Below are 25,766 nucleotides of genomic sequence, written 5' to 3'. Positions count from 1 at the left end.
TTATATAGGGCCTTGATCCTCGGCCCGGAAGTCCCCAGGCAGAACACGCGCAAAGGTCAACACATCGACCTGCCCGGCACCGGCCCTTTTCAATATGCGCGCTGCAGCCGCCACCGTCGCACCGGTCGTGTAGACATCGTCCACCAGAAGGATGCGTCGTGATTTGACGTGAGGCAGAGCCGCATCAGGAACATGAAAGGCGCCGCGCACATTCGCTTCGCGCTCTCGAGCGCCCAATCCGACCTGCTGGCGCGTTCGGCGTTTTCGGATCAGCGCTTCAGGTGCGTAGGAAAGCCCCGCACCACGCGCAACTGCACGCGCCAGTTCTGCCGATTGATTGAACCGTCGAGACAGGAAACGGGCACGATGCAAAGGAACCGGGACCACCAGATCGCACTCCGGCGTGAGTTCAGCACCGGCGCGGAGCATCCATCGTGCCATCCAGGGAGCGAGATCCGTTCGATCCCGAAACTTCAGCGCCTGCACCAGCCCCCGCGCCACTCCCTCATACACCACGGCTGATCGCGCCCGTGCGAAGGGTGGCGGAGATGCGATCGCTTCGGCAGAAAGTATGGCATAGCCGAGATCAAGAGAAAATGGCGTCCCCATCACCGGGCACCATGGTCTCTCCAGAAAACGCAACCGTCCCCAGCAGGACGGGCAAAGCGTCCCTGGTTCCGTGACCAGGCTCGAGCAACCAACGCACACAGGCGGGAAAAGCGCCCGTTGCAGCCAACCCGTCATCAAAACCGATAATCGCGAAACACCCGCAGCCACCACGATCCCCCCAAGTCAGCACGTCCCCGAGGCTTTGCGCTTTGCGAGCATAGCAATTTTATGCGATGGCGCATCCTCAAACGGAGAATGATCGATGGAACTACTCTTCGACAGCGAATTGGCCCTTCTGCGCAAGAAGCGCGCCTTGAAACAGGGCGACCCGGGCGCGCGCTTCCTGATGAACCGGGTCGCAGACGATCTGGAAGAGCGGCTATCGACCGTGGACCGGCAGTTCGATCAAGCCGCTGCCGTATTCTGCCTTACGAATGATGCGGCGCGCGCAATGCTTTCAGGCGGCAAGACAAAAATCGTCACCCGCATCGAAGCGGATCCCGCGTTTCTCGATGGCGACGGGCGGATCGCAAATGCTGAAACATTGCCAATGGAGCCAGCCAGTCTTGACCTCATCGTCTCGCTTCTTAATCTGCACGAGGTCAACGACGTCCCTGGCATGCTTGCGCAAATCCGGCGCGCGCTGAAACCGGACGGGCTGTTTCTGGGAGCCATGGCCGGCGCCGGCACACTCCAGGAATTGCGTGAGGTTTTGCTGGCTGCGGAGACCGAACTTTCTGCAGGCGCAGCACCGCGCGTGAGCCCCTTCGCGGATGTTCGTGATGTGGGCGGCCTTCTTCAACGGGCGGGCTTCGCGCTACCAGTGGCCGATCTGGAAACCGTCACGGTGCGCTATGCGACCATGTTCGATCTGATGCGCGATCTGCGATCCATGGGCGCGACCAGTATCCTCACTGCCCGATCCCGCAAGCCGGCGACACGCGCGCTTTTCATGCGCGCGGCGCAGCTTTATGCGGAGCGTTTCTCCGATCCCGACGGACGCATCAGGGCAAGCTTCAACATTGTCTGGATGTCCGGCTGGGCCCCGCATGAATCCCAGCAGAAGCCACTGGCTCCCGGAAGCGCCAAGATGTCTTTGAAGGACGCCTTGGAAAACAGCCAAAAGAAATAGCCCCGTTTCGGGAGGCCGGGACGGTGCTAGTCAGCGGGCTTAACCTGATCCGCTACGTGTTGATAGGTGGCCGAAAGCTGCTTGCCCGTCTGGGTTGCGCCGACAACAATAGCGAGCGAAATCAAACCCGCGATCAACGCATATTCAATCGCAGTCGCGCCTGATCTGTCCTTGAAAAACTGACATCCCATTTCCGGGTCTCCCCCTGAATAAAGGACGACATTAAGCGGAAAGACTTAAGAAACCCTGAGACCTCCAGGTGCCTCGTCAGCAGTCCCCGCTATGCAAGCCATCCTGATGGATAACGCATACAGAATTGCGGGATGGCTGCAGCACGCTTCTTCGGATCGTGTAGTTTCGGCCGTCACGTTTGGTGGAGGCGGTGGTGATCGGATCTATGCCGAACGGCGCTCCGATCTGCGCCACATGCGAACGGGTACGCTTTTCGGCGATCGGTGTCAGGATAAGCGCAAGCGCAACGCCTGCGGTGCCAAACAGCAATGCGACCCGAAGGGCACCCATCCCCATATGACCAGCCCGCGCGGTCCAGTCCGCGCGTTCCACATCACTTGCATCGCTGAATGTCATAACAACCCCTCACCGCAAGGTTAAACCCAGCCGCGAATGCGGCGCGCGCCCACAATCAACTTGTCACTGTTGCGTAAACGAAGGCTTAACCCTGACCGGGCGGAGAAACAGGCTGGACGATTTAGAGTAGATCGATGAGGAAAGGTATCAGCGGCGCATCCGCCGGCGGCATCGGATAATCGCGCATGTCGCGGGGCCGCACCCATTTCAGCTCCTGCCCCTCCTGGGCCCGTGGCGTGCCCCAGAAACGGCGGCAGACATAAAGAGGCATCAGCAGGTGGAAATCCTCATAGGTGTGACTGGCAAAGGTGAGCGGCGCCAGGCAGGCCACCTTGGTCTCAATCCCGAGTTCCTCCTGGAGCTCCCGAACGAGCGTGTTCTCCGGCGTCTCTCCTGCTTCAACTTTTCCGCCCGGAAACTCCCACAGCCCCGCCAGAGCCTTCCCTTCCGGCCGTTTGGCAAGAAGCACCCGCCCGTCGGGATCAACCAAAGCGCAGGCCGCCACAAGAAGAATACGTTTAGACTGGTCGTTCATGGAGTGCGTTTCCTCTCAGCCGGCGGCGACGGTCAGGTCCGGGGCTGACGATAATGGTACGAATAGATTTCCCGGAAACCGAGCGCGCGATAGAGACGCACAGCCACGTCATTTCCAGCTTCCACTTGTAGCCACGCGCGCTCAGCACCGTGCGTTTGCGCCCATTTAAGCGCTGAAAGCAGAACACGGCGCCCATAACCCTTCCTACGCCAGGAAGGTCTCGTCGCGATCTCGAACAGACCGGCCAGGTCGCTGTCATGCACGCAAATCGCGGTGGCCACCGGCTCCTCGCCTTTTTCCAGAACGAAAAGCCCGGTCTCAGGCCGGATCGCACCGATGACCCGGGAAAGACCGGCTCGGTGAAGCTCTTCATAGCCGTGCACCTTAAGCGTCGCGTTGACAAAACGCCGGCGGTCCTTGAGCGGAATCTGATCCATGGCTTCGGACAAGTCGGCATCCTGGAGATCGAGTGCCATCACAAGCGAATGCCCAAGGGTGTTCCACCCCTGTTGATCGAGATAGCTGGAGATCTCCGGAGCTGCGAGTGGAGATAGCCGAAAAGTCACCGGTCGCCCATAGGCGCTGAACTGCTCCCTCGCCCGTTCGATGCGTGTTTCGAGATTCCGATAATCCCCCGGATCAAGCGGATTGATGGAATTCAGACGCTTCGCGGGATGACCCGCCGTCAATCGCAGAACCCAGGTCCCGTCATAGGCTACGGTTTCTGCGGGCCATGCACGCAAACCTGCCGCTTCAAAGCGGCGAATGACGGCGAAATCCTTTTTGACGTCCTGCCTCACCTGGCCTGGCACACCCTAGCTCCGATAGTCGCCATTGATGGCAACGTATTCCTTGGTCAGGTCGCAGGTCCAGACGGTGGCCTTGCCGCGCCCGATGCCGAGATCCACGCGCAGCGCAATCTCATCCTTTTTCATATAGGCAGAGGTTGCCTCTTCGGAATAGTCGGGATCGCGTTCGCCCTCATGAGCCACACGAATATCCCCAAACCAGATCGACAAAAGATCACGTTCGGCTGGTTCGCCAGCCTTTCCAACGGCCATGACCACCCGCCCCCAATTCGCATCCTCACCAGCCACAGCTGTTTTCACCAGCGGCGAATTGGCGATGGATAGAGCGATCTTCTTAGCCGAACGAGATGATTTCGCGCCGGTAACCGTGATCTCGAGCTGCTTGCGTGCGCCCTCGCCATCGCGCACGACCTGGAGGGCAAGGGTCTTCAGAATGCGATTCAGCGCTCGGCGGAACCCCACAAGATTGGGATCCTTCGCATCCGTGATAGTCGGCGCACCGCGCCTGGCCGCGGCCCCCGTTGCAAACATCATCAATGTATCGCTGGTGGAGGTGTCGCTGTCGACCGTAACGGCATTGAACGTCTTGCCCGTTCCCTTTGAGAGAAGCTCCTGCAGCACAGGCGCTGCGATCGGCGCGTCAGTGGCCACAAAAGAAAGCATGGTCGCCATGTCCGGCGCGATCATGCCAGCACCCTTGGCGATACCGTTGATGACCACATCCACCTCGCCCATCCGAACAGTGGCGGTGGCGACTTTTGGATAGGTGTCCGTGGTCATAATGGCCTTAGCAGCCGCCAGCCAGCCCTCCGGCTTCGCATCGGCCACCATCGCGTTCAGGAATCCGGTAACACGCTCGGCAGGAAGCGGTTCTCCGATCACGCCGGTGGACGCCATGAACACCGTGTCTTTTCCCGCGCCGACCGCCTTGGCCGCAGCTTCTCCAACAGCCGCCGTCGTGGCACGGCCCTTTTTCCCGGTAAAAGCATTGGCGTTGCCAGAGTTTACCACCAGGATACGCGCGGTCCCGCCCGCCAGGTTATCACGACAGAATTCGACGGGAGCGGAGGGGCATTTGGAGCGGGTGAACACTCCGGCCACCGTTGTGCCCTCCTCGAAGACCATCGTCAGGAGGTCCGTTCGTCCCTTGTATTTCACACCGGCTTCGGCCGTTGCGATACGCACGCCTTCCACAACAGGCATGGTCGGATATTTTTTTGGAGCGAGGGGAGAAACTGCAGCGGACATGGCCAGACTTACCAAATTTGCGATTTGTGGTGCATGTCGGTCTGCCCGAGTTTTTTTTCCGACGCAAGCCGAATCCAGATCCGCGCTGGTGTGGCGGAGCGCCCACTATCGTAAATAGAAAAAGCGGCGGACGTCTAACGCCCGCCGCTTTCAGATTGCGCTATCGTCAGTCCCTATTCGGACTTCGCCGGCTCAGCAGCATCGCCATTCCCGGAGGCCGCCCCTTCACGCTGTTTCTCGATCCCGTCAATGAACTCCTTGAGAGCCGGATCCTTGACATCAACCTCGGCAGCATCACGAAGAGCAGAAACTTCTTCGACATATTTCTCACGCACCAGCAAAGACCGCACCCGATCCTTCACAGCATCGAATGCCGGCGGTTGCTTGGCGCGCTTGTCCTCGACCTTGATGACGTGGAAGCCAAATTGAGTTTCGACCGGTTCCTTCGAATGTTCACCCGGATTGAGCGCAAAGGCGGCCTTTTCAAACTCCGGCACCATTTGCCCAGAAGTGAAATAGCCGAGATCCCCGCCATTGGCCGCCGCACCGTCGGTGGACTTTTCCTTGGCGATTTCTTCGAAATTGCCGCCCTCTTCGAGCTGCTTGATGATCGCCTCGGCTTCTTCCTTGGTTTTTACGAGAATGTGGCGGGCCCGCACCTCGTTGACAGCCGGGGCTTCCGCGATCTGCTTGTCATAGCTGGCGCGCACCTGTTCCTCGGTTACCGCGCCATCGACAACCTTCTCAATAAAGGCTGCATGCAGCGCCTGCTGACGCAGGAACTCAAGACGCTTGGCAAAGGCCTCGCTATCCGCCAGACCTTTTTCCTCGGCTTGAGAGGCCAGAAGCCTGATCTCGATCAATGCGGAGAGCAGTGCTGCGCGACGCTGCGGTTCAGGCAGATTTCCGAACTGCGCGCCGTACTCCTCACCAGCGACGGCCAAATCGCCCTCCGTTATCTCCATACCGTTGACTGTGGCGACGACGTCGGCATCGGCAGCATAGGCAGGCATGAAGCCTACGGCGGCCAGCGTCAGACCGGCCCCAACCTGAACGGCCAGGAAACGGCGAAACGATTTCAGCATGAAACTCTCCGTTCGTGATTCAGAATTTGCCCAAACCGCCCAGGAATATGGCGGAATTTTGCGCAAGAGCGCATGTTTAACGCGGCGTTGACATCACTCTTGGCCCCTCTTATCTGTCCTGATGTCCTGCGTCCAGAACCGTTTTCCGGGCGCTGATCGTAAAATAATTGCTCTCGCTCGGCACGATCGGGGTTGATCCCTGCTTCACCTGTGCCGTCTGTCAGGAAGTGAAAGGACCACTGGATGGTCAGTCTCGGCGGTCTCGCCCGCAAGGTTTTCGGCTCCTCCAATGATCGTCGCGTCAAGGGTTTCCGCCCGCGTGTCGCCGCAATCAACGCGCTCGAAGACGAAATGAAGGCGCTGTCCGACGAGGCATTGCGCGGAAAAACGGAAGAGTTCCGCAAGGAGCTGGCCGCAGGCAAGTCGCTCGACGATATTCTTGTTCCGGCATTCGCCGTGGCCCGTGAAGCTTCGCGGCGGGCCCTCGGCATGCGGCCATTCGACGTGCAGCTCATTGGCGGCATGGTGCTGCATGAAGGCTGCATCGCCGAGATGAAGACTGGTGAAGGCAAGACGCTTGTCGCCACTCTTCCTGTCTACCTCAATGCTCTTTCGGGCAAGGGTGTGCATGTGGTCACGGTCAACGACTATCTGGCCACGCGCGACTCCGAGTGGATGTCCAGGCTCTATGGCTTCCTAGGCCTGACGACCGGCGTCATCGTACATGGCATGTCGGATGAGGAACGCCGCGCGGCCTACGCGTGTGACGTGACCTACGGCACCAACAACGAACTCGGCTTCGACTATCTGCGCGACAACATGAAATATGAGCGCGATCAGATGGTGCAGCGCGGGCATTCCTTCGCGATCGTGGATGAGGTCGATTCGATTCTTATCGACGAGGCTCGTACCCCGCTTATCATCTCTGGTCCGCTGGACGACCGCTCGGAACTCTATAACAAGATCGACACCTTCATTCCGCATCTGGTGGAAGAGGATTATGAAGTCGACGAGAAGCAGCGCACCGCGACCTTCACGGAAGAAGGTACGGAAAAAATAGAGAACATGCTGCGCGAAGCGGGCTTGTTCAAAGGTGATTCGCTTTACGACATCGAGAATGTCGCCATCGTTCACCACCTCAACAATGCCTTGAAAGCGCACAAGCTTTTCCAACGCGACAAGGATTACATCGTTCGCAACGGCGAAATCGTCATCATTGACGAGTTTACCGGGCGCATGATGCCGGGCCGCCGCTTCTCCGAAGGGCTCCACCAGTCTCTGGAAGCCAAAGAGAAGGTGGCAATCCAGCCTGAAAACCAGACGCTCGCCTCAATCACCTTCCAGAATTATTTCCGCATGTATGACAAGCTCGCCGGCATGACCGGCACGGCATCGACGGAAGCGGAGGAGTTTGGCAATATTTATGGTCTCGAAGTCATTGAGATCCCGACCAATCTGCCGATCCAGCGCCTTGACGAAGATGACGAGGTATACCGGACCGTCGAAGAGAAATACAAAGCCATTGTCCGGGAGATCAAGGAAGCCAGCGCCAAGGGGCAGCCAATCCTCGTCGGCACGACCTCGATTGAAAAATCCGAGTTTCTTGCTGAACGACTCCGGCAGGAAGGCATCAAGGATTTCGAAGTTCTGAACGCCCGCCACCATGAGCGCGAGGCCTTTATTGTCGCGCAGGCAGGCAAGCCCGGCGCCATCACGATCGCCACGAACATGGCTGGTCGCGGCACGGACATCCAGCTCGGTGGCAACCCGGAGATGCGAATTGCAGAAGAGCTGGGCGACATGGAACCCGGCCCCGAGCGCGATGCCAAGGAGCAGGCCATCCGCGAGGATGTGAAACGGCTGAAAGAGCAGGCGCTTGCTGCCGGCGGCCTCTACGTTCTGGCGACGGAGCGTCACGAAAGCCGGCGCATCGACAACCAGCTGCGCGGACGTTCCGGACGCCAGGGCGATCCCGGCCGCTCGAAGTTCTTCCTGTCGCTTCAGGACGATCTGATGCGCATCTTCGGTTCCGATCGGATGGACGGGATGCTGCAGAAGCTCGGCCTCAAGGAAGACGAAGCCATTGTCCATCCCTGGATCAACAAGGCGCTTGAAAAAGCGCAGAAGAAGGTCGAGGCCCGCAACTTCGACATCCGCAAGAATCTGCTCAAGTTCGACGATGTGATGAACGACCAGCGCAAGGTCGTTTTCGAACAACGTCTCGAACTCATGGACGGAGAAAATCTGTCAGAGACAGTCGCCGAAATGCGCCAGGACACGATCGACGATCTGGTTGCACGGCATATACCCGAGAAAGCCTATGCTGAGCAGTGGGAAACGAAGGAACTGCGCGAAGCAGTAAAAGCGTCGCTCAATCTGGATCTCCCCATCGATGAGTGGGCTCAGGAAGAAGGCATTGCCGAAGACGACATCCGCGAGCGGATCAGCGAGGCGACAGAGGCCGCGGCCAAGGACCGGGCCGAGCGCTTCGGCCCCGAGATCATGACCTATGTGGAGAAGTCCATTCTTCTGCAGACGCTCGACAGCCTGTGGCGCGAGCATCTGGTCAATCTCGATCATCTTCGCTCGGTTATCGGCTTCCGCGGCTACGCGCAGCGCGATCCGCTCAACGAGTACAAATCCGAGGCATTCGAGCTTTTTCAGGCGATGCTCAGCAATCTGCGCCAGGTGGTCACCTCGCAGCTCATGCGTGTGGAGTTGGTCAGGGAGGCTGCGGAGGCACCGCCACCGGAAACACCGGATATGCAGGCTCATCACATTGACGGCTCGACCGGAGAGGACGAGTTTGCAGATAGCGAGACGATAGCGCTCGCGCGCAGCGAAAACAGCGTCGTCCCTGCGGAGGAGCGCGACCCCAACGACCCCGCGACCTGGGGCAAGGTGGGCCGAAACGAAGCGTGCCCATGCGGCTCCGGAAAAAAGTACAAGCATTGCCACGGCGCTTTCGCCTGAGGCGTCTGCCCAGACCTGCATATAAAAGCCGGGGTAAACCCGGCTTTTTTGTTGGCTTTCCATCACCGGATCCGGTGCTGACCACCGCCTTTCATGATTCTTAAGCAGTTTGCACTAAAGCGTTGTGCACATGTCTTGAGAGGAGTGGGGTGGTGCGTTTTTCAGCCACGGGAACAGGTGATCGCTTGCTGCCGGCGCAGCTTGCTGAGCGCGTACGCCCGTGGCTCACCAAGGTCGACGGCCTGATCAACGCCCGAGACGCCCGCGGGGAGGCAGGCCGCAATGCACTCATCGCCTTCGCCATCCGCATCATCAACGCAGTGATCGCCTTTTTCAGCCAGGTTTTCCTTGCGCGTTGGATGGGCAGTTTCGAATACGGAATCTACGTGCTCGTCTGGGTGACAATGATCATCCTCGGCAACATTTCATGCCTCGGCTTTCATACGGCAATTATCCGCTTCATCCCGGAATACCGAACGAAAGGCGCGTTTGGGGAGCTGCGCGGCGTCAACATCGCCGGCCGGCTTTTCGTGCTGGCAACATCGACGATCTTCATGCTCGCGGGACTGTTGGGACTGTATTTTCTAACGCCGGTCATCGAGTCCTACTACATCGTTCCGTTCTACCTCGGCCTGATCTGCCTGCCGATGCTGGCGCTAAGTGACCTGCTGCAGGGTGTTTCTCGAGCCAATGCATGGGTGATCTGGGCCCTGCTTCCGGCCTATTTCATTCGCCCGTTGCTCATCCTGCTGTTCATGGCCGTCGCTGTGCTGAGCGGCTACGCACCTGACGCGACAACGGCGATCGTCACAGCCATCATTGCCACCTATGTGACGACACTGCTGCAGTTTGCGAGCATCACCACCCGCGTGGATCGCAACATGCCTTCCGGAAGGCCCCGCTATGAAATGAAGCACTGGGTCAGCGTCTCGCTGCCCATCTTTCTCGTCGAAAGTTTCTACTTTCTGCTCACCAACGCGGACGTGCTGATGGTGGGACGGTATATGGCTCCAACCGACGTCGCTGTCTATTTTGCCACCGTCAAGACGCTGGCCCTTGTGCATTTCGTCTATTTTGCGGTGAAGGCAAGCGTTGCTCAACGCTACTCCGCCTACATGCATGGCGGAGACCGGTCGGGGCTGGCAAGCTTTGCTGCGGAAACCGTCAGCTGGACCTTCTGGCCATCCCTCGCCATGGGCGTGATCGTGCTGATTATCGGCAAGCCGATGCTGATGCTTTTCGGCAGTGGTTTTACTGCCGGCTATCCTCTTCTGTTCCTGCTTGTCTCGTGTGTGGTCGCCCGAGCCGCCGTCGGACCTGCGGAAAGTCTGCTTACGATGAGCGGGTTTCAAAAAATCTGCGCCGCAATCTACGCCGTTACGCTCGGCATCAACATCGGTCTCAACATGATCCTGATACCACTCTACGGGCTGTGGGGAGCAGCGATCGCGACAGGTATTGCCATTCTCTTCGAGGCAGGCTCGCTATCCTTTATCGCTTGGCGGAAGCTTGGGATCCGCATGCTGGTCTTTCTCCCCCGCTTTCGAAAGGAGGCCAATCCGTGAGCATCCCCCCTCTCCTTGAAGAGACGAGCGGCGGCACGGGAGGGTCCGACAGTGATCTGGCCCGCGATGCCACGCTGGAACCCGATACCGATCGCCTCGCCTCGGTGACCACGGGCGACCAAAAGCGCAAACTCGCGGTTTATCCGGCGTCAGCCGGTTTCGAGCTGGTCGATGAACTGGATTATCTGGCAGCCCGTTCCATCGAGACAAACATATTTTTCAATCCGCGCTTTCTGGCTCCGGCCATGCCTCGATTGGAAGACCGGGAAGTGCGGTTGGCCGTGATCCGCGACGGAACGGAAGACCGCAGCCGATTGCGCCTTCTTGTTCCTTTTACGGTTGAACGTTCGCTCCTGCCCTTCAGCGTTCCGGTACTGCGAACCTGGGCAAATCCCTTCGGTCCGCTCGGCACCCCTCTAGTCGACTATGACGACCCGGCTGGCGTGATCGAGGATTTCTTCGCCATGCTCGCCCGGCCGCACCTTGATCTCCCGAAGGTTTTCGTCTTGCCGGATGTCGGCCTGGACGGCGCATTTGCCGCCATCCTGCGTACGGTGGTGGACGCGCGCAACCTGCCGTTCCAGATCACCAATCGGGTTGAGCGGCCGACACTCGAGAGCGCCCTGGATGGGGATACATATCTGCGAGATTCCTTGCGCTCACATCACTACCGCGAGTTCCGGCGCCTAAGAAGGCGCCTGGGAGAACTGGGCAACCTCGAATACCGCATTGCCCGCCACCCCGATGAAGTCAGGCACGGCGTCGAAGCCTTCCTCACCCTTGAAGCGTCCGGCTGGAAAGGACGGGAAAGAACCGCCATGGCGATCGATCGTTACCGTGCAGCCTTCGCACGGGAAGCGGTTCATCGCCTCTGCGAACGCGACATGTGCCGCATTCACATGCTGACGCTCGATGATGTGGTTATCGCCTGCCTAATTGTCTTCATTGAGAACGGCACGGCCTATACATGGAAAACGGCTTACGACGAAAGCTTCGCCACCTATTCTCCAGGCACGCTTCTCATGATCGAGGTCACGAAAACCCATCTCGATGACCCAAACATCATCATGACGGATTCCTGTGCGGTGCCAGATCACCCGGTGATGAGCCGCCTGTGGAGCGAGCGTCGTCCCCTGGGAACGATGGTCGTCGGGCTTACGCCCGATGCAGACCGCCACGTGCGTAAGGCAGCGGCCCAGCTTGGCCTGGCACGGCGTGTGCGCAATCGTCTGCGCATCATGCGCAATCGTCTGCGCGGCTGAGCACACGAGCGGGAACCATCCCTCCGCGAAGCCCGTTCGCCTCCCAGAGGCAAGCCTGTTATATTGGCGCAACACTGGAGGCCCGGTCATGCGTTTCAAAACCTTTCGCCGAGACCGCATCTCAAAGCCCATCTTCAACTGGGCCCGCAAGATCATGCCACCGATTTCCGAGACGGAACGGGAAGCGATCGATGCGGGGACGGTCTGGTGGGACGGCGAACTTTTCACCGGGGATCCTGACTGGGAACAGTTCCTGGCCATGCCGCCGGCGCGCCTTTCCGAAGAGGAGCAGGCCTTCATGGACGGCCCCGTGCGCGAGCTCTGCGCCATGGTCGATGATTGGACGCTCAAATGGCGCGATCGCGATCTCTCCCCCGCCGTTTGGAATTTCATGCGCAGGAACAAATTCTTCGGAATGATCATCCCGAAGGAGTTTGGTGGGCTCGGCTTCTCAAACACCGCCCATTCGGAGGTGGTGCGCACGCTCTCCTCTGCAAGCGTCGTCGCCGGCGTCACCGTAATGGTGCCCAACTCGCTTGGACCTGGCGAATTGCTCATGCATTTCGGCACCGACGAGCAGCGCAAATACTGGCTGCCGCGCTTGGCCGATGGGCGCGAAATACCGTGTTTCGGCCTTACCTCCCCGCACGCAGGCTCTGACGCCGCGGCGATGACGGACACGGGTGTGGTTGAATATGGGACCTGGAAGGGCAAGAAGGTCCTGGGCCTGCGGCTCAATTTTCACAAGCGTTATATCACGCTTGGGCCCGTAGCCACCGTAATGGGCCTCGCCTTCAAGATGCGAGACCCGGAAAATCACCTCGGCCGCAGAGAGGATCTGGGCATCACCGTCGCGCTGCTGCCGACCAGCACAAAGGGTGTGCGCCACGGCGACCGGCATATTCCGCAGTTCACCTTCTTCCAGAACGGACCGCTCTATGGGGAGGATGTCTTCGTGCCGCTCGACCACATTCTCGGTGGCGAGAATCAGATCGGTCAGGGCTGGACCATGCTGATGACGGCGCTCGCTGCCGGGCGCAGCATCTCGCTTCCCTCGCAGTCGGCCGCATCCGCCGCAATGTGCGCACGCGCCACCGGCGCCTATGCGCGGGTGCGCACGCAGTTCAACGTGCCAATCGGCTATTTCGAGGGCATTCAGGAGCCGCTGGCCGAGCTCTGCGGCAACGCCTATCTGATCGATGCGGCGCGGCGGGCAACACTTGCGGCGCTCGATGAAGGGCACAAGCCTTCGGTTATTTCCGCCATCATGAAATATCACGCCACAGAGCGCATGCGCCGTTCCGTCGAGCACGCGATGGATATTCACGGCGGCAAGGCAATCATAGACGGCCCGAGCAACTACATGGGAGCGGCCTATCGGGCGGTGCCGGTCGGCATCACCGTGGAGGGCGCCAACATCCTCACCCGAAATCTGATGATTTTCGGCCAGGGTGCCATTCGCTCCCACCCCTATATGCTCGAAGAATTGCTGGCGCTATCGCACGAGAACAGGGAGGAAGGGCTCGATCTTTTCGACAAGGCCTTCTGGAAGCATGTCGGCCATGCTTTCAAGACCGCCGGTCGCGCCTTCCTGCGTGGCTGGACCGGTGGCTTTCTGAGCCCTGCTCCGAAGGGAGCGGCAATGCCGCGTCACTGGAAAACCCTTTCGCGTCATTCCGCAGCCTTCGCTCTCCTGTCCGATTTCGCATTGCTCACACTCGGCGGATCGCTCAAACGCCGGGAGATGATTTCAGCCCGTCTGGGAGACATCCTTGCAGAACTCTATCTGCTGGGTGCCGTTCTGAAACGCTACGAAAGCGAAGGACGCTTCGCCGAAGACAAGCCAATCGTCGACTATCTCATGCAAGCGGGCGAGGCGCGGATGGGCATTGCTTTCCGTGGCGTTCTCGACAATTTGCCATCGCGGCCCGCCGCTTGGCTGGTGCGTTTGATCGCTTTCCCGTGGGGCGTTCCCAACCCGGTTCCTTCGGATCGTCTCATCACCAAGCTTGCCGAAATCCTTCTGAAACCCTCTCAGCAGCGGGACAGGCTGACGCCCGACCTGTATCTCGGTCAGGGGCACGATGCGCATCCCCTCAAGGATCTGGAACGTGCGTTCCGGCTCGTCGTCGATGCGGCCCCCATCGAGAAAAAGATGCGTGCCAAAAAGATCAGCGACGCACAGGAGGCCCACGATATGGATCTCATCAGCGATGCCGAATTCACGCAGCTGCGCGAAGCGCGGGACGCTGTCGAGAAGGTTATCGCTGTCGACGCCTTCCCCATGGAAGAGATTTCGGCAACAGCTGCACAGCATAAGACGAAAAAGCCCGCCGCCCGGCGCAAAACGCCGCAGCGGCAGGCTGCTGAATAGAGAGCTGCGAGCCGGAATTATCGTGTCGGGACCGGTGTCTCACCGCGGTAGTCATAAAAGCCGCGGCCGGTCTTGCGGCCAAGCCAGCCGGCTTCAACGTATTTTACCAGCAGCGGGCATGGACGGTATTTGGAATCGGCCAATCCCTCGTAAAGCACCTGCATGATCGACAGGCAGGTGTCGAGGCCAATGAAATCGGCAAGTTGCAATGGGCCCATCGGATGGTTGGCGCCGAGTTTCATCGCCGTGTCGATGGCTTCAACCGTCCCCACGCCTTCGTAGAGCGTGTAAATTGCTTCATTGATCATCGGCAACAGGATGCGGTTCACGATGAACGCGGGGAAATCCTCCGCCACCGTAATCGTCTTCTCGAGGCTTTCGACAAAGCCGCGTGCCTTCTCAAACGTGTCATCTTCCGTGGCGATGCCGCGCACGAGTTCCACCAGCTTCATCACCGGAACGGGATTCATGAAGTGAATGCCGATGAAGCGCTCGGCCCGATCAGTCTGTGCGGCAAGGCGCGTGATGGAGATCGATGAGGTGTTGGTGGCGACGATGGCCTCCGGATTCAGCACAGGGCAAAGCTGCGCGAAAATCTTGCGCTTGACGGTTTCATCTTCGGTCGCCGCCTCGATCACGAGGTCCATATCGGCGAGTGCTTCCATGGTGGTGGCCGGAGCAATGCGCGCCAAGGCGTCCTGACGAACCTTGTCTTCGAGTTTTCCCGATGAAACCTGCCGCGCCATATTGCCGGAAATCGTCGCTATACCCGCCTCGATCCGCTCGGCGGAAAGATCGTAGAGCTTCACGTTATAGCCCGCCAGCGCGGCGACATGGGCAATACCGCTACCCATTTGGCCCGCGCCAATCACACCCACTTTCTCAATCTTTCCAGTCATGTCGAAAACCCCGTGAGATGCGACCTGCACCCTTCGTCAGTGTTGTTGCGCTGCAAACTAAATGGGAGGCGCAATGGCGTCTACCCCCGCGCGGAAAATCCTTCCGTGATGTCCGTGCGGTGTTCGCTTTGGTGCCGCAAACAAAAAAGACCCCGCTCGAAAGCGGGGCCGTTGCCTGAGATTCCGGTGTTCTTGTTACAGGCTCAGAGCGCCTTCTCGAGCTCCGGCAGCACATCGAAAAGGTCTGCAACCAGGCCATAATCGGCGACCTGGAAGATCGGGGCTTCTTCATCCTTGTTGATCGCTACGATCACCTTGGAATCCTTCATACCGGCCAGATGCTGGATCGCACCGGAAATGCCGCAGGCGATGTAGAGATCGGGCGCAACCACCTTACCCGTCTGCCCCACCTGCCAGTCGTTCGGGGCATAGCCCGCATCGACAGCTGCGCGCGAAGCGCCAACAGCAGCTCCCAGCTTGTCCGCAACAGGCAGGATGACTTCGTTGAACTTCTCTTCCGAGCCCAGCGCACGACCGCCCGAAATGATGATCTTGGCAGAAGTCAGTTCAGGCCGGTCGCTTTCTGCGATGCGGTTTTCCACGAATGCCGAAAGGCCGGCATCAGCCGGCGCGTCAACGCTGTCCACCGCGGCAGAGCCCCCTTCGCCTGCCGCCTGGAAGGACGATGTGCGCACCGTAAGCACCCGCTTGGCGTCGGTTGCCTCGACGGTCTGGATCGCGTTGCCGGCATAAATGGGGCGCTTGAACGTCTTGGCATCCACCACTTCGATTACGTCGGACACCTGCATGACATCGAGCAGGGCCGCGACACGCGGCATGACATTCTTGCCCGTTGTCGTCGCCGGCGCGACAAGCGTGTCGTATCCGTCAGCCAGAGAAATCACGAGGTCGGCGAGCGGCTCGGCAAGTCGCTCCGCAAGCGCATCGCTTTCTGCGAGCAGAACCTTGCGCACACCCGAAAGCTTCGCCGCTGCGTCGGCGGCGGCCTTCGCGTCTTTGCCAGCTACAAGCACATCCACATCAGAGCCGATCTGGCTCGCTGCGGCGAGCGCCTTGGCGGTCTGATCGGAAAGGGTTTCGTTATCGTGTTCGGCAATCAGAAGAATAGCCATTTTGTCTCTCCCTCTCCGTTAAAGCACGCCGGCTTCGTTTTTCAGCTTGTCGACAAGCTCGGCCACCGAGCCCACCTTGATGCCCGCCTTGCGGCCGGCCGGTTCCTCGGTCTTGAGCACCTTCAGGCGCGCCTTCACCTCGACGCCGAAATCGCCGGGCTCCTTGGTGTCGAGCGGCTTCTTTTTGGCTTTCATGATGTTCGGCAGAGAAGCATAGCGCGGCTCGTTCAGGCGCAGGTCCGTTGTCACGATGGCCGGCAGTTTGAGCTCGACCACCTGGAGACCGCCATCCACCTCACGCGTCACCTTGGCCTTGCCGTCTGAAAGCTCCACATCCGAAGCAAATGTTCCCTGGCTCCAGCCAAGCAGCGCGGCCAACATCTGGCCGGTCTGGTTGGAATCGTCATCGATGGCCTGTTTGCCGAGGATCACGATTTCCGGCTTCTCCTCCTCGACAACGCCCTTGAGGATCTTCGCCACGTCAAGCGGCTCGACCGCCTCGTCGGTCTTGACGAGGATCGCGCGGTCAGCGCCCATGGCGAGCGCGGTGCGCAGCGTTTCCTGAGCTTTCTCCGGGCCAATCGAAACGGCGACAATTTCCTCAACCTTGCCGGCTTCCTTCATGCGGATCGCTTCTTCAACCGCGATTTCACAAAACGGGTTCATCGCCATTTTGACATTCGTCAGCTCGACACCGGAGCCATCCGCCTTCACGCGGGGCTTCACATTGGCGTCAATGACCCGCTTGACCGGAACAAGGACTTTCATGCGCAATCACCTTCCATGGTGGACTTCGGTTCTGATGCTGGATACCAGCAGATGGACGCGCCGGATGGCTGAATGCCGACATGTGCAGGGAAATTCAGAACACTCCTCCTCCCCCCTTCATGCGGCATGCCGCCGGAGTTGGCGGGACCGTAGAGAGGCCTGACGTTCACGTCAATATGCAGAAATGTCCTATTGCCGCCCCCAGCGCGGCTGCTCGGTTTCCAGAGGGCGCGCAACATCCGGCTTTTCAAGCTCCACCGCCCGCGGTTTCTCCAAACGCTTGTCAAACAGGGGCACATCCCTGCGCCGCAGGATGACCACGAGGGCCGCCCCGGCGAGAATGCCTCCCGCATGAGCCGCCCAGGAAATCTGGTTTTCCGTATCAATCATCAACATCAAGAACTGGAAACCGATCCACAACGCGAGAAGGATGAAGGCCGGAACGCGAATGGGAATGCGCGCGAAAGCCAGCACCCAGACTTTCACCCGAGGATGCAGGATCAGATAGGCAGCGACAATACCGGCAATGGAACCGGAAGCGCCAATGAGCGGCGCATTGGAATCCGGCGCTATGAAGCCGTGCATATAAGCTCCCGCAACCGCACAGGCGAGGTAGAAAATCAGATACCGGAAATGCCCCAGCGCATCCTCGACATTGTCGCCAAACACCCACAAAAACAGCATATTGCCGCCCAGATGCAGCAAGTCGCCATGCAGGAATGAATAGGTGATGTAGGTGAGCGGTTCCGGAACCAGATCAAGCTCTGGCGGAAGGATCGCCAGATCATTGGAAACGGACGGGATATAGCCCAGCCCAAGCGCAGCGGCAAAGGCGAAATCCGTGCCTCCCACCGCCGTCACCAGATAGGCGATCACGTTGACCGCTATGATTGCCAGCGTGACATATTGCCGTTTGATGTGCCGCAGGCTGTTGGCATCGTGCAACGGTATGAACATCGGAGCCCTCTTTGCGGGCCCCGATCCCGGCCCGAATATCTCAGCGGTTTTGCCCGGGCACCCATAGCACGTCTAGCGCACCATTGTCATTGACGGCGCGTGAAGCAACGAACAGGAAATCGGAGAGGCGGTTGATGTAGCGCATGGCCGCATCACTGACGATCTCACCTTCGACTGTGCGCAACTCCACCATCAGCCTCTCGGCACGTCGCGAGACAGTGCGCGCGAGATGGAGTGCAGCAGCAGCGGGCTTGCCACCGGGCAGCACGAAAGAGCGCAACGGCGCCAGCTCGGCATTCAGGGCATCAATATCGGCTTCCAGCCGGTCCACCTGGCTCTGCACGATCCGCAAAGGCTCGTATTCCAGCGCCTCGCCGGTATCGGGCGTCGAAAGATCAGCTCCCAGATCGAAGAGATCATTCTGGATGCGCGCCAGCATCGCGTCGATGCGCGGCTCCGATTCTGCCAGATGGACACGTGCCATGCCGATACAGGCATTTGCCTCATCGACGGTGCCATAGGACGCAACCCTGAGATCGGATTTCAGGCGGCGCTCACGCGAGCCGAGACCCGTTGTCCCGTCATCGCCCGTGCGCGTGTAAATCTTGTTCAGCTTGACCACGGAGCGCCTCAGCCACCCTTGGAACGCGCGTAGTAAAGCGCAAGTACGACAAAGACGATGGCAACAGCCTGCAGGATAACGCGAGCCTGCATAAGCTTGTTCGACGTGTTGGCCGAGCCGCCGCGCATCATGTTCATGAGACCGCGAATGAGGACGATAACGACCGCCATCATCACAAGGATGGAGAGAATATTGAAGACTGTGGACATCGCGGCTTTCTTTTTGTTTCAGCCCTGGTTCGACAGGAAGCGATACAACATGCGCGCCGGAAGCAGCCGTTTCAATGCGACACCGATACGCGCCGGCGTGGTTACCACATAGTGCGGCCTTGGGCGCGGGGAAAGGAGCGCGTGAGAAAGTCGCGCATAGACCGCGTCGGGCCCGAGCTTGAACCGCGACTTCACCCCGCCTTGTCTCAAACGTGCAAGCTGACCTTCATAGGCTTCCCGATGCGCGGAGTTTTCGTGATCGATATAACGCTCGAACCACGGGAGTCCGTTGCTTGCAATTCTGGACTCGATGGGCCCCGGTTCAATCAGGGAAACGTGAATGCCCGACCCTTCAAGCTCCGCGCGCTGGCACAGCATCAATCCTTCGAGTGCATGCTTGGAGGCAGCGTAAGCACCACGGTACTTTATAGGAATGAGCCCCAGGATCGACGAGCAATGAACAATGCGACCATGCCCCTGCCGCCGCATCGCGGGAACGAGGCGCTGCGTAAGATCGTGCCAGCCGAAAACATTGACCTCGAACTGGTGACGCAGCGCTTCCACAGGAAGATCTTCCACGGCCCCAGCCTGGGCATAGGCTCCGTTGTTGAAAAGCGCATCGAGTGAACCGCCGGTGCGATCGAGCACATCATCCACGAGCGCTATGATCGATTCAGGCTCCGAGTAATCGAGGTAGAAGGCGTCTATCCCCATCTTTTCAAGGGCTTGACGATCTTTCGGCCTACGCGCCGTCGCAAAAACGCGCCAGCCATCTCTGCGCAGGGCCTCGGCACACCATGCGCCTATGCCGGAAGAGGTTCCGGTAATCAGGATCGTCCGGTTGCTACCCATGAAATTCCTGTCAGCACTTGTCTATAAGTGTCCCGGTTTCACATATTGGCCTGAGCGAAACAACCAAAAGCAATGTCGACAGCCACGAAGGGAAGTGCCGTGCGCGGATTGAAAGCCACCAGACGTATCATCGGTGATGCGCTTGGCCACTTCAACACGGATGACGGCTGGGCCATGTCCAGTCACGTTGCCATCTCGGCGCTGATGGCGCTGTTCCCGTTTCTGATATTTGCCACTGCCCTGGCGAGTTTCCTTGGCGCAGACTCTTTTTCGCAACAGGCGGTCGATCTGATTTTCGATACCTGGCCCAAGGAAGTTGCCGAGCCGATTGCAAGAGAAGTTCACAATGTGCTCGGTGTGCGCCGCAGCGATGTGCTGACCTTCGGTGTCGTATTGGCTGGTGTTTTTGCCTCCAATGGGGTGGAGGCGCTGCGCCTTTCTCTCAATCGCGCCTACCGGGTCAGCGAAAAACGCTCGATCTTCCGCCTGCGCGCGCAAAGCCTGTTTTTCGTGCTCGTTGCAACGGTCGGCTTTCTTGCCATCAGCATCCTGCTCGTCATCGCGCCGATCGCCCTGCGCATCGCCGCCAACAATTTGGAGTGGATTGCCCCTTATGTCGGCACCATCACGTTCTGGCGCTATGTGATCGCGCTGACCGTGCTCATTCTTGCGCTGATATCAGTACATCTTTGGCTGCCAGCCGGTCGGCGCAGCCTGTGGGACGTGCTGCCCGGTGTTGCGTTCACACTCCTGGGATCCTTTGTCGGATCAAGCCTTTTCGCAGCCTATCTCGGGCGCTTCGGCAGCTACGCCAGCACCTATGCCGGTCTCGCATCCATCATGATCGCCGTGGTGTTTCTCTACATCATTTCCGCCGTGTTCATTCTCGGCGGAGAATTGAACGCCTCGATCAAACGCTACCGCGAAGCGCGAGCGGTCGCCGCGGCCGGCTGACGCACTGAACGCCGCGTCGCAAGCGCCACGCCAAAGGTCGTGATCGCCATACCTACAAGCTGCACAGGCGTCAGTGTCTCGTCAAACAGGAACCATGCCATCAGCGCCGTGACAGCGGGCACGAGATAGAAGAGCGATGCGACGCGCGCCACCTCGCCTTCTCGAATGAGGATCATCAGAAGGAAGATCGCGCCCAGCGACAGCACGAAAACCAGCCACGCCATGGCAAAGACCAGTTCACCGTTGAGCACGAAGTGCTGCGTTTCGAACAATAGCGAGACCAGAAACGTGACAGCCCAACCGCCGACATATTGATAAAGCGTGACTGTCACCAGATCAGCAGTCGCCACGAAACGCTTCTGCCAGACGGTGCCCACGCTCATGGCGATCACCGCCACAACGGCCGCACCAATGGTCGCGACCGTCACACCGCCACTGATCGAGCCGAATTTTGGGGAAAGGACTGTCACCACACCGACCAGCCCCACCACAAGGCCAAGCCAGTGCTTTCCTGTCACCTTCTCGCCGAGAAACAGACCTGCAATGACCGCAGTCAGCATCGGCTGAAGCCCAACGATGAGGCCGGCGAAACCGGCCGGGAGACCGTTGCGCACTGCCCAGAAGACGCCTCCGAGATAAACGCCATGCATCAGAACGCCTGCTATTGAGGCGTGAAATGCATTGCGTGGGCCAATCGCCTTTGCCTTCACAAGGGGAATGATCAACAGAAGAACGCCAAAGGTCAGAGCAAACCGGATCCACAGAAATGTGAAGGGTTCCGCCCATGGCATCGCATAACGCGCCCCGATGAAACCTGTCGCCCAGAGGACGACGAACAAGGCCGGGATCGCCCTCGTAAGATCTTTCATCGGATGTGTCCCTGAATGCGAAAGCTCGAATCAACCGCGGCTTTAACAGCCCCCATGCCAGCAAGGAAAGCGAAACATTTCCATCTTAGGATCAATAGAAGTGATCCATGGCGCCGCCGGGAGTACGCAAATGTTGATGAAACTGGACACCAGCTGGCTGATCTTTGCCCTCGTGGCTGTCACGATGATCGCCTACCTTCTGTCGCTCGGTCTCAACGCGGCTCTGAAAGATGACGGGTTCGGTGCGATGGGCACCGCCATGATTATAGCCACCGCATTCTTCGGAACCGTCTATCTGGCCAACCGGAACGGGATTCGTTTCTCAAGTCTCACCGAAGGTGCACTCGCCGGTCTGGGTGGTGCTTTCGCGGTGCTTCTGATCCTGGTCGTGGCCAAGGCGCTTCTTAGGCGGCTGAGCTAGGCACCCCGATCATCCGCGCAATGTCATCCGGCGTCGCGCCGCTGTCGCGCAATGCGGCAAGGCTGGTGTCGCCACGGCTCTTCGAGAGCTTGCGACCGTCATCGTCAAGAATGAGGTCATGGTGGTGGTAGCGCGGCACCGGCAGACCCAAAAGTTCCTGAAGCACACGATGCACGCCAGTTGCGTGGAACAGATCGCGCCCACGCACCACATGTGTGATGCCCTGCAGCGCATCGTCGACCACCACCGATAGATGATAACTTGCCGGGATTTCCTTTCGCGCAACCACCACATCGCCCCATGTCTCGGGCCTTGCATGTATCAGGCCTGTCTCCCCTTCGGGTCCCTGACCCGTCTCCTCCCAACAAAGCGTGGTTCCGACATGCGCGATGGCCGCTGCCATATCGAGCCGCCATGCAAAAGGCGCGCCCTCGTCAATCAGAGCCTGACGCTCCCGTAAGCTCATATGGCGGTCCTCTCCAGGATAGACCGGCGCTCCGTCCGGATCGCGCGGCCAACGCTCGCCAATAGCTTCGTGCTCGGCGATGCGCGCCCGCACCTCTCCCCGGGTCATGAACGCCGGATAGACGAGCTCTGCATCGATCAGTCGATCAAGCGCGGCACGATAATCGTCAAAATGATCTGATTGTCGGCGCACCGGCACCTCCCAGTGAAGTCCCAACCAGGCCAGATCACGCAACACGCCATGCTCCAATTCGGGTGTGCAGCGGGTCACGTCGATATCTTCCATTCGCAGAAGAAAGCGTCCGCCCGCCTCCCGAGCCATGTCCCGGTTCAGGAGTGCCGAATAGGCATGACCAAGATGGAGTTGACCATTTGGGCTCGGTGCGAACCGAAAGACCGGTCGTGTCATGAGTGATGCTTGAATCGGGTTGCGGTCAGCATGTGACGATTGCTACGGCTTTCTTTCGCGCGCGGCAAGGACAGGCCACACCAATACGATGAAACGCATAGAGACTGATGCGGATATCTTGCGAGCCGTTGAGAGCCTTGTCGCACTCGACCCCCGCCTTCAGCCCGTGCGCGACCGTGCTGGTGATATTCCTCTGCGGCGCACGGAGCCCGGCTTTGCGAGTCTTGTTTCCATTGTCATATCCCAACAGGTTTCGCGTGCCAGCGCCGACGCCATCGAGGCGCGACTACACGGTTTGATCGACCCGCTCACGCCAGCCTCGATTGCCGCAGCAGGCGAAGCGCCCCTGATCGTCGCCGGTCTTTCCCGCGCCAAGCAGCGTACCATTGTGGCTCTCGCGCGGGCTGTTCTGGAGCATGGTCTCGATCTTGAAACACTCTGCGCACTTGAAGCCGAGGAAGCTGTCGACCGCCTCACGGCGATCCATGGAATTGGCCCATGGACAGCTCAGGTCTATCTTCTTGTCTGCGCTGGTCATCCTGATGTGTTTCCGGCTGGCGACGTGGCTTTGCAGGCTGCCGTGGCCGATGCCTTGTCTCTGCCGGATCGGCCCGATGCGAAAGGCCTGGCGAGGCTTGCCGAATCATGGGCGCCGCTTCGCGCCGTCGCCGCCCGCCTGTTTTGGGCCTATTATCGCCAGATGAAGGGGCAGGAAGCAGCGCCCTTGCCGCGTTAGAGGAAAAAAACTGCGAAAATCCAGATGTTTGACGTGTCATAAAGCAAAATATGCGCTTCACATTCCTGTCACGGCAGGCTTACAGTATCCGCATCGATCGACTTGGCCAGTTGAAGGAGCTTCAAGGACGTGACGATCGCGGCTTCGCCAGACAGCATGCCTGCTCTGGTGCTGAATGCGGACTACAGACCGCTCAGTTACTATCCCCTGTCACTGTGGTCGTGGCAGGATGCCATCAAGGCAGTCTTCCTCGACCGGGTCAACATTGTTGCCGAATACGACCAGCAGGTTTCATCCCCATCTTTCAAGATGCGGCTGCCGAGCGTGATCAGCCTCAAAACCTATGTAAAACCGTCGCGTTACCCTGCGTTTACGCGTTTCAACGTGTTTCTGCGCGACCGTTTTCAGTGCCAGTATTGCGGCACCCGTGAAGACCTGACCTTCGACCATGTCATTCCCCGCCGCCTCGGTGGCGTCACATCCTGGGAAAATGTCGTCGCGGCCTGTTCGCCCTGCAATCTAAAAAAGGGTGGCGTCATGCCCTCCCGTGCAAAGATGTGGCCGCAGCAAAAGCCCTTCCGGCCCACCGTGCAGGACCTGCACAACAATGGCCGACTTTTCCCGCCCAACTATCTGCATGAAAGCTGGATGGATTATCTCTACTGGGATGTCGAGCTCGAGCCCTGATAGAGAGCGAGCCACCTAAAACCTTCCAGGAAGAATGAAGCACTAGCGCTTGAATGCCGCCCGCAGTGCCACGAAGGCCCAAAGTGCGCTCGCAAGCACGTTCCAGCCGGCAAATGAGAGCCCCAGAAAACGGCCTGCGGCTTCGCTGCAGGATGGGGGAATCACCGCATTCAACTGGTCGAGCAGATTGCCTCCAAGGTTCTGGCTGGACGCGCCGGCACCGCAATCGGCCGGGCCTTCCCACCATTTCCACTCTACCCCGGAATGATAAACCCCAAGCGCCATTCCATAGAGCATCAACGCACCACCGATCAGCAACAGCCCGCGCGTGATGAGCGGAGGCGCCTTCAGCCATGAAGCCAGAACCGCAAGCAGCATCAGCGGCACGCCAATATAGTAGGGCGTACGTTGCTCAAGACACAGCATGCAGGGAAGGTAGCCACCGATATGCTCGAAGCCGAGCGCCGTGCCCACGGTTGCGGCCAAACCGAAAAAAAGCAAGCCGGCACTCAGGGTTTGTGTGGCACCGGTGGGAGCGGTCAGGGACATTGGGGGCCTCTAGAATACATAGCGGATGGTAACGAAGCCGCCGATCAGCAAAACCATGAAAAGGGTGAAAAGAAGGCCAAGGTTCTTCTCTATAAACGTCCGGATCGGGGCGCCAAACTTGTAGAGGAGCCAGGAGACCAGAAAGAATCGAAGGCCGCGACCGAGAATCGAGACGACCACGAAGACCGCAAGGTTGAGCCCTGTAGCGCCTGAAAAAATGGTCAACACCTTGTAGGGGAATGGTGTGACGGCAGCGAAAAGCACCCCCCAGCCACCCCATTCATTGTACCAGCCGGCCACTTGTTCAAATGCATTTTCCTTGCCGTAGAAGGCCAGGATCGGCTGCCCGACCGTTTCGTAAAGAAAGGCGCCGATTGCATATCCGAGAAGCGCACCAAGAACGGAACTCACGGTGCAGATCAACGCATAACGAAGCCATCTTGCGCGCTCCGAGAGCACCATTGGGATCAACAGAACATCGGGCGGGATGGGAAAGACCGAACTTTCAATGAAAGACACGGAGCCGAGCGCCTTCTCCGCATGCCGTGTGGCAGCGAGCGACATGGTCCAGTCATAGAGTTTGCGAAGCATGGAGGGCCCTCGGTGAGGTGTTTTGTCTAACCGCTGGCGCCCCTTGGCGCAACGGCGATGGTGAAAGAGGTGACAAGCGTGAGGATTTGCGACGTGAAGTGTTGACGCAAGCCCGCTTCCCCGTATAGTCCGCAACCTGTTCGTCCGTTCGCGGCGGGCCCCTGTGGCGGAATTGGTAGACGCGCTCGACTCAAAAGCGCCTCCCCTCTCTACGCACTACCACACAATCCCCATCCAGAACCACGGAGCTTTCCGCCATATGCTTCGGACAATCTATACGCATCTTCACACGGTCGTTCGCTCTATGTGGCAGAGAAATGCCACACAAAAAGTGCCCGCCTGTCACCTCCCAGACGAGACCAATTGGGAGGCAATGCTCCTCCTCTACAGTTTCATTGGGGTCGATGAGAACGGTGTCTGGTGGCGCGTCGAAACCCGCCAATGCAGGTGGACCGGCGTCATCAT

The 25,766-nt window shown here is 59.1% G+C and carries 27 protein-coding genes; 9 read left to right on the top strand and 18 right to left on the bottom strand.

Annotated elements, in window-relative coordinates; translation table 11 throughout:
- Positions 1-744, bottom strand: a complete 744-nt coding sequence (locus tag H7H48_RS16165; RefSeq protein WP_229450104.1) for a ComF family protein — start codon at positions 742-744, stop codon at positions 1-3.
- A 127-nt stretch (positions 745-871) separates the two neighbouring features.
- Here H7H48_RS16165 and H7H48_RS16160 point away from each other — a divergent pair, with 127 nt between their 5' ends.
- Positions 872-1,741, top strand: coding sequence for a methyltransferase domain-containing protein (locus tag H7H48_RS16160; RefSeq protein WP_229450050.1), 870 nt, complete (start codon positions 872-874; stop codon positions 1,739-1,741).
- A 26-nt stretch (positions 1,742-1,767) separates the two neighbouring features.
- Here the strand turns inward: H7H48_RS16160 and H7H48_RS16155 are convergent, their stop codons facing one another.
- From H7H48_RS16155 to H7H48_RS16130, 6 genes are all read right to left on the bottom strand, one after another.
- Positions 1,768-1,932, bottom strand: coding sequence for a Flp family type IVb pilin (locus H7H48_RS16155; protein WP_229450049.1), 165 nt, complete (start codon positions 1,930-1,932; stop codon positions 1,768-1,770).
- Between the two features lie 76 nt (positions 1,933-2,008).
- Positions 2,009-2,329 (bottom strand): hypothetical protein, encoded by a 321-nt coding sequence (locus tag H7H48_RS16150; protein ID WP_229450048.1) that lies wholly within the window; start codon positions 2,327-2,329, stop codon positions 2,009-2,011.
- A gap of 121 nt (positions 2,330-2,450) precedes the next feature.
- Complete coding sequence (gene mutT / locus H7H48_RS16145; RefSeq protein WP_229450047.1) at positions 2,451-2,864, bottom strand: 8-oxo-dGTP diphosphatase MutT; 414 nt, start codon at positions 2,862-2,864, stop codon at positions 2,451-2,453.
- Between the two features lie 32 nt (positions 2,865-2,896).
- Positions 2,897-3,676 (bottom strand): GNAT family N-acetyltransferase, encoded by a 780-nt coding sequence (locus tag H7H48_RS16140; protein ID WP_229450046.1) that lies wholly within the window; start codon positions 3,674-3,676, stop codon positions 2,897-2,899.
- 3 nt (positions 3,677-3,679) lie between these two features.
- Positions 3,680-4,921, bottom strand: a complete 1,242-nt coding sequence (gene argJ / locus H7H48_RS16135) for a bifunctional glutamate N-acetyltransferase/amino-acid acetyltransferase ArgJ (protein ID WP_229450045.1) — start codon at positions 4,919-4,921, stop codon at positions 3,680-3,682.
- 173 nt (positions 4,922-5,094) lie between these two features.
- Positions 5,095-6,006: a peptidylprolyl isomerase gene (locus tag H7H48_RS16130; RefSeq protein WP_229450044.1), complete on the bottom strand. Its 912-nt coding sequence runs from the start codon at positions 6,004-6,006 to the stop codon at positions 5,095-5,097.
- 243 nt (positions 6,007-6,249) lie between these two features.
- Here H7H48_RS16130 and secA point away from each other — a divergent pair, with 243 nt between their 5' ends.
- The 4 genes from secA to H7H48_RS16110 all read left to right on the top strand — a co-directional run bounded on the left by secA (position 6,250) and on the right by H7H48_RS16110 (position 14,180).
- On the top strand, positions 6,250-8,979 hold the full coding sequence (gene secA, locus H7H48_RS16125) for a preprotein translocase subunit SecA (RefSeq protein ID WP_229450043.1): 2,730 nt from the start codon (positions 6,250-6,252) through the stop codon (positions 8,977-8,979).
- A 152-nt stretch (positions 8,980-9,131) separates the two neighbouring features.
- On the top strand, positions 9,132-10,544 hold the full coding sequence (locus H7H48_RS16120) for a lipopolysaccharide biosynthesis protein (protein WP_229450042.1): 1,413 nt from the start codon (positions 9,132-9,134) through the stop codon (positions 10,542-10,544).
- Positions 10,541-11,806 (top strand): GNAT family N-acetyltransferase, encoded by a 1,266-nt coding sequence (locus tag H7H48_RS16115; protein ID WP_229450041.1) that lies wholly within the window; start codon positions 10,541-10,543, stop codon positions 11,804-11,806. The genes H7H48_RS16120 and H7H48_RS16115 overlap by 4 nt, the downstream gene beginning before the upstream one ends.
- Before the next feature lie 88 nt (positions 11,807-11,894).
- The gene (locus tag H7H48_RS16110) at positions 11,895-14,180 is read left to right on the top strand and encodes an acyl-CoA dehydrogenase (RefSeq protein ID WP_229450040.1); all 2,286 of its coding nucleotides are present in this window, start codon (positions 11,895-11,897) and stop codon (positions 14,178-14,180) included.
- A gap of 17 nt (positions 14,181-14,197) precedes the next feature.
- Here H7H48_RS16110 and H7H48_RS16105 read toward each other — a convergent pair whose 3' ends face one another.
- From H7H48_RS16105 to H7H48_RS16075, 7 genes are all read right to left on the bottom strand, one after another.
- On the bottom strand, positions 14,198-15,079 hold the full coding sequence (locus H7H48_RS16105; protein ID WP_229450039.1) for a 3-hydroxybutyryl-CoA dehydrogenase: 882 nt from the start codon (positions 15,077-15,079) through the stop codon (positions 14,198-14,200).
- Positions 15,080-15,282: 203 nt separating this feature from the next.
- Positions 15,283-16,212: an electron transfer flavoprotein subunit alpha/FixB family protein gene (locus H7H48_RS16100; RefSeq protein WP_229450038.1), complete on the bottom strand. Its 930-nt coding sequence runs from the start codon at positions 16,210-16,212 to the stop codon at positions 15,283-15,285.
- Between the two features lie 18 nt (positions 16,213-16,230).
- Positions 16,231-16,980 carry an electron transfer flavoprotein subunit beta/FixA family protein gene (locus tag H7H48_RS16095; protein ID WP_229450037.1) on the bottom strand — a complete coding sequence of 250 codons (750 nt, stop codon included), beginning with the start codon at positions 16,978-16,980 and terminating at the stop codon, positions 16,231-16,233.
- Between the two features lie 189 nt (positions 16,981-17,169).
- On the bottom strand, positions 17,170-17,937 hold the full coding sequence (locus tag H7H48_RS16090) for a rhomboid family intramembrane serine protease (protein WP_229450036.1): 768 nt from the start codon (positions 17,935-17,937) through the stop codon (positions 17,170-17,172).
- A 40-nt stretch (positions 17,938-17,977) separates the two neighbouring features.
- Entirely contained in the window at positions 17,978-18,559 is a 582-nt protein-coding gene (locus tag H7H48_RS16085) for a cob(I)yrinic acid a,c-diamide adenosyltransferase (protein WP_229450035.1), read from the bottom strand.
- A gap of 8 nt (positions 18,560-18,567) precedes the next feature.
- Positions 18,568-18,768: a twin transmembrane helix small protein gene (locus H7H48_RS16080; protein WP_007008808.1), complete on the bottom strand. Its 201-nt coding sequence runs from the start codon at positions 18,766-18,768 to the stop codon at positions 18,568-18,570.
- 18 nt (positions 18,769-18,786) lie between these two features.
- Positions 18,787-19,620 carry an SDR family oxidoreductase gene (locus H7H48_RS16075; protein ID WP_229450034.1) on the bottom strand — a complete coding sequence of 278 codons (834 nt, stop codon included), beginning with the start codon at positions 19,618-19,620 and terminating at the stop codon, positions 18,787-18,789.
- Between the two features lie 72 nt (positions 19,621-19,692).
- On the opposite strand from H7H48_RS16075, the gene H7H48_RS16070 reads away from it, so the two are divergent.
- A complete protein-coding gene (locus tag H7H48_RS16070; protein ID WP_229450033.1) occupies positions 19,693-20,574 on the top strand; it encodes a YihY/virulence factor BrkB family protein in 882 nt (293 codons plus the stop codon).
- On the opposite strand, the gene H7H48_RS16065 is transcribed toward H7H48_RS16070, so the two are convergent.
- A complete protein-coding gene (locus H7H48_RS16065; RefSeq protein WP_229450032.1) occupies positions 20,538-21,443 on the bottom strand; it encodes a DMT family transporter in 906 nt (301 codons plus the stop codon). The two genes, H7H48_RS16070 and H7H48_RS16065, sit on opposite strands and share 37 nt — an antisense overlap.
- A 130-nt stretch (positions 21,444-21,573) precedes the next feature.
- On the opposite strand from H7H48_RS16065, the gene H7H48_RS16060 reads away from it, so the two are divergent.
- Positions 21,574-21,864 carry a hypothetical protein gene (locus H7H48_RS16060; protein WP_229450031.1) on the top strand — a complete coding sequence of 97 codons (291 nt, stop codon included), beginning with the start codon at positions 21,574-21,576 and terminating at the stop codon, positions 21,862-21,864.
- On the opposite strand, the gene gluQRS is transcribed toward H7H48_RS16060, so the two are convergent.
- Positions 21,848-22,738, bottom strand: a complete 891-nt coding sequence (gene gluQRS / locus H7H48_RS16055; RefSeq protein WP_229450030.1) for a tRNA glutamyl-Q(34) synthetase GluQRS — start codon at positions 22,736-22,738, stop codon at positions 21,848-21,850. The genes H7H48_RS16060 and gluQRS overlap by 17 nt on opposite strands.
- A gap of 88 nt (positions 22,739-22,826) precedes the next feature.
- Between gluQRS and H7H48_RS16050 the strand changes: the two genes are divergently transcribed.
- Positions 22,827-23,474 carry a DNA-3-methyladenine glycosylase gene (locus tag H7H48_RS16050; protein WP_229450029.1) on the top strand — a complete coding sequence of 216 codons (648 nt, stop codon included), beginning with the start codon at positions 22,827-22,829 and terminating at the stop codon, positions 23,472-23,474.
- Between the two features lie 129 nt (positions 23,475-23,603).
- Complete coding sequence (locus H7H48_RS16045; protein ID WP_223021645.1) at positions 23,604-24,161, top strand: HNH endonuclease; 558 nt, start codon at positions 23,604-23,606, stop codon at positions 24,159-24,161.
- Between the two features lie 42 nt (positions 24,162-24,203).
- On the opposite strand, the gene H7H48_RS16040 is transcribed toward H7H48_RS16045, so the two are convergent.
- Together H7H48_RS16040 and H7H48_RS16035 are read right to left on the bottom strand one after the other, a co-directional pair.
- Positions 24,204-24,710: a disulfide bond formation protein B gene (locus tag H7H48_RS16040; protein WP_229450028.1), complete on the bottom strand. Its 507-nt coding sequence runs from the start codon at positions 24,708-24,710 to the stop codon at positions 24,204-24,206.
- Between the two features lie 9 nt (positions 24,711-24,719).
- Positions 24,720-25,301 (bottom strand): YqaA family protein, encoded by a 582-nt coding sequence (locus H7H48_RS16035; RefSeq protein ID WP_229450027.1) that lies wholly within the window; start codon positions 25,299-25,301, stop codon positions 24,720-24,722.
- Between the last annotated feature and the right edge of the window lie 465 nt (positions 25,302-25,766).

Source organism: Nitratireductor sp. B36 (assembly GCF_020833685.1).
Lineage (GTDB): Bacteria > Pseudomonadota > Alphaproteobacteria > Rhizobiales > Rhizobiaceae > Nitratireductor.
This window is presented reverse-complemented; position numbering and strand designations above follow the sequence as displayed.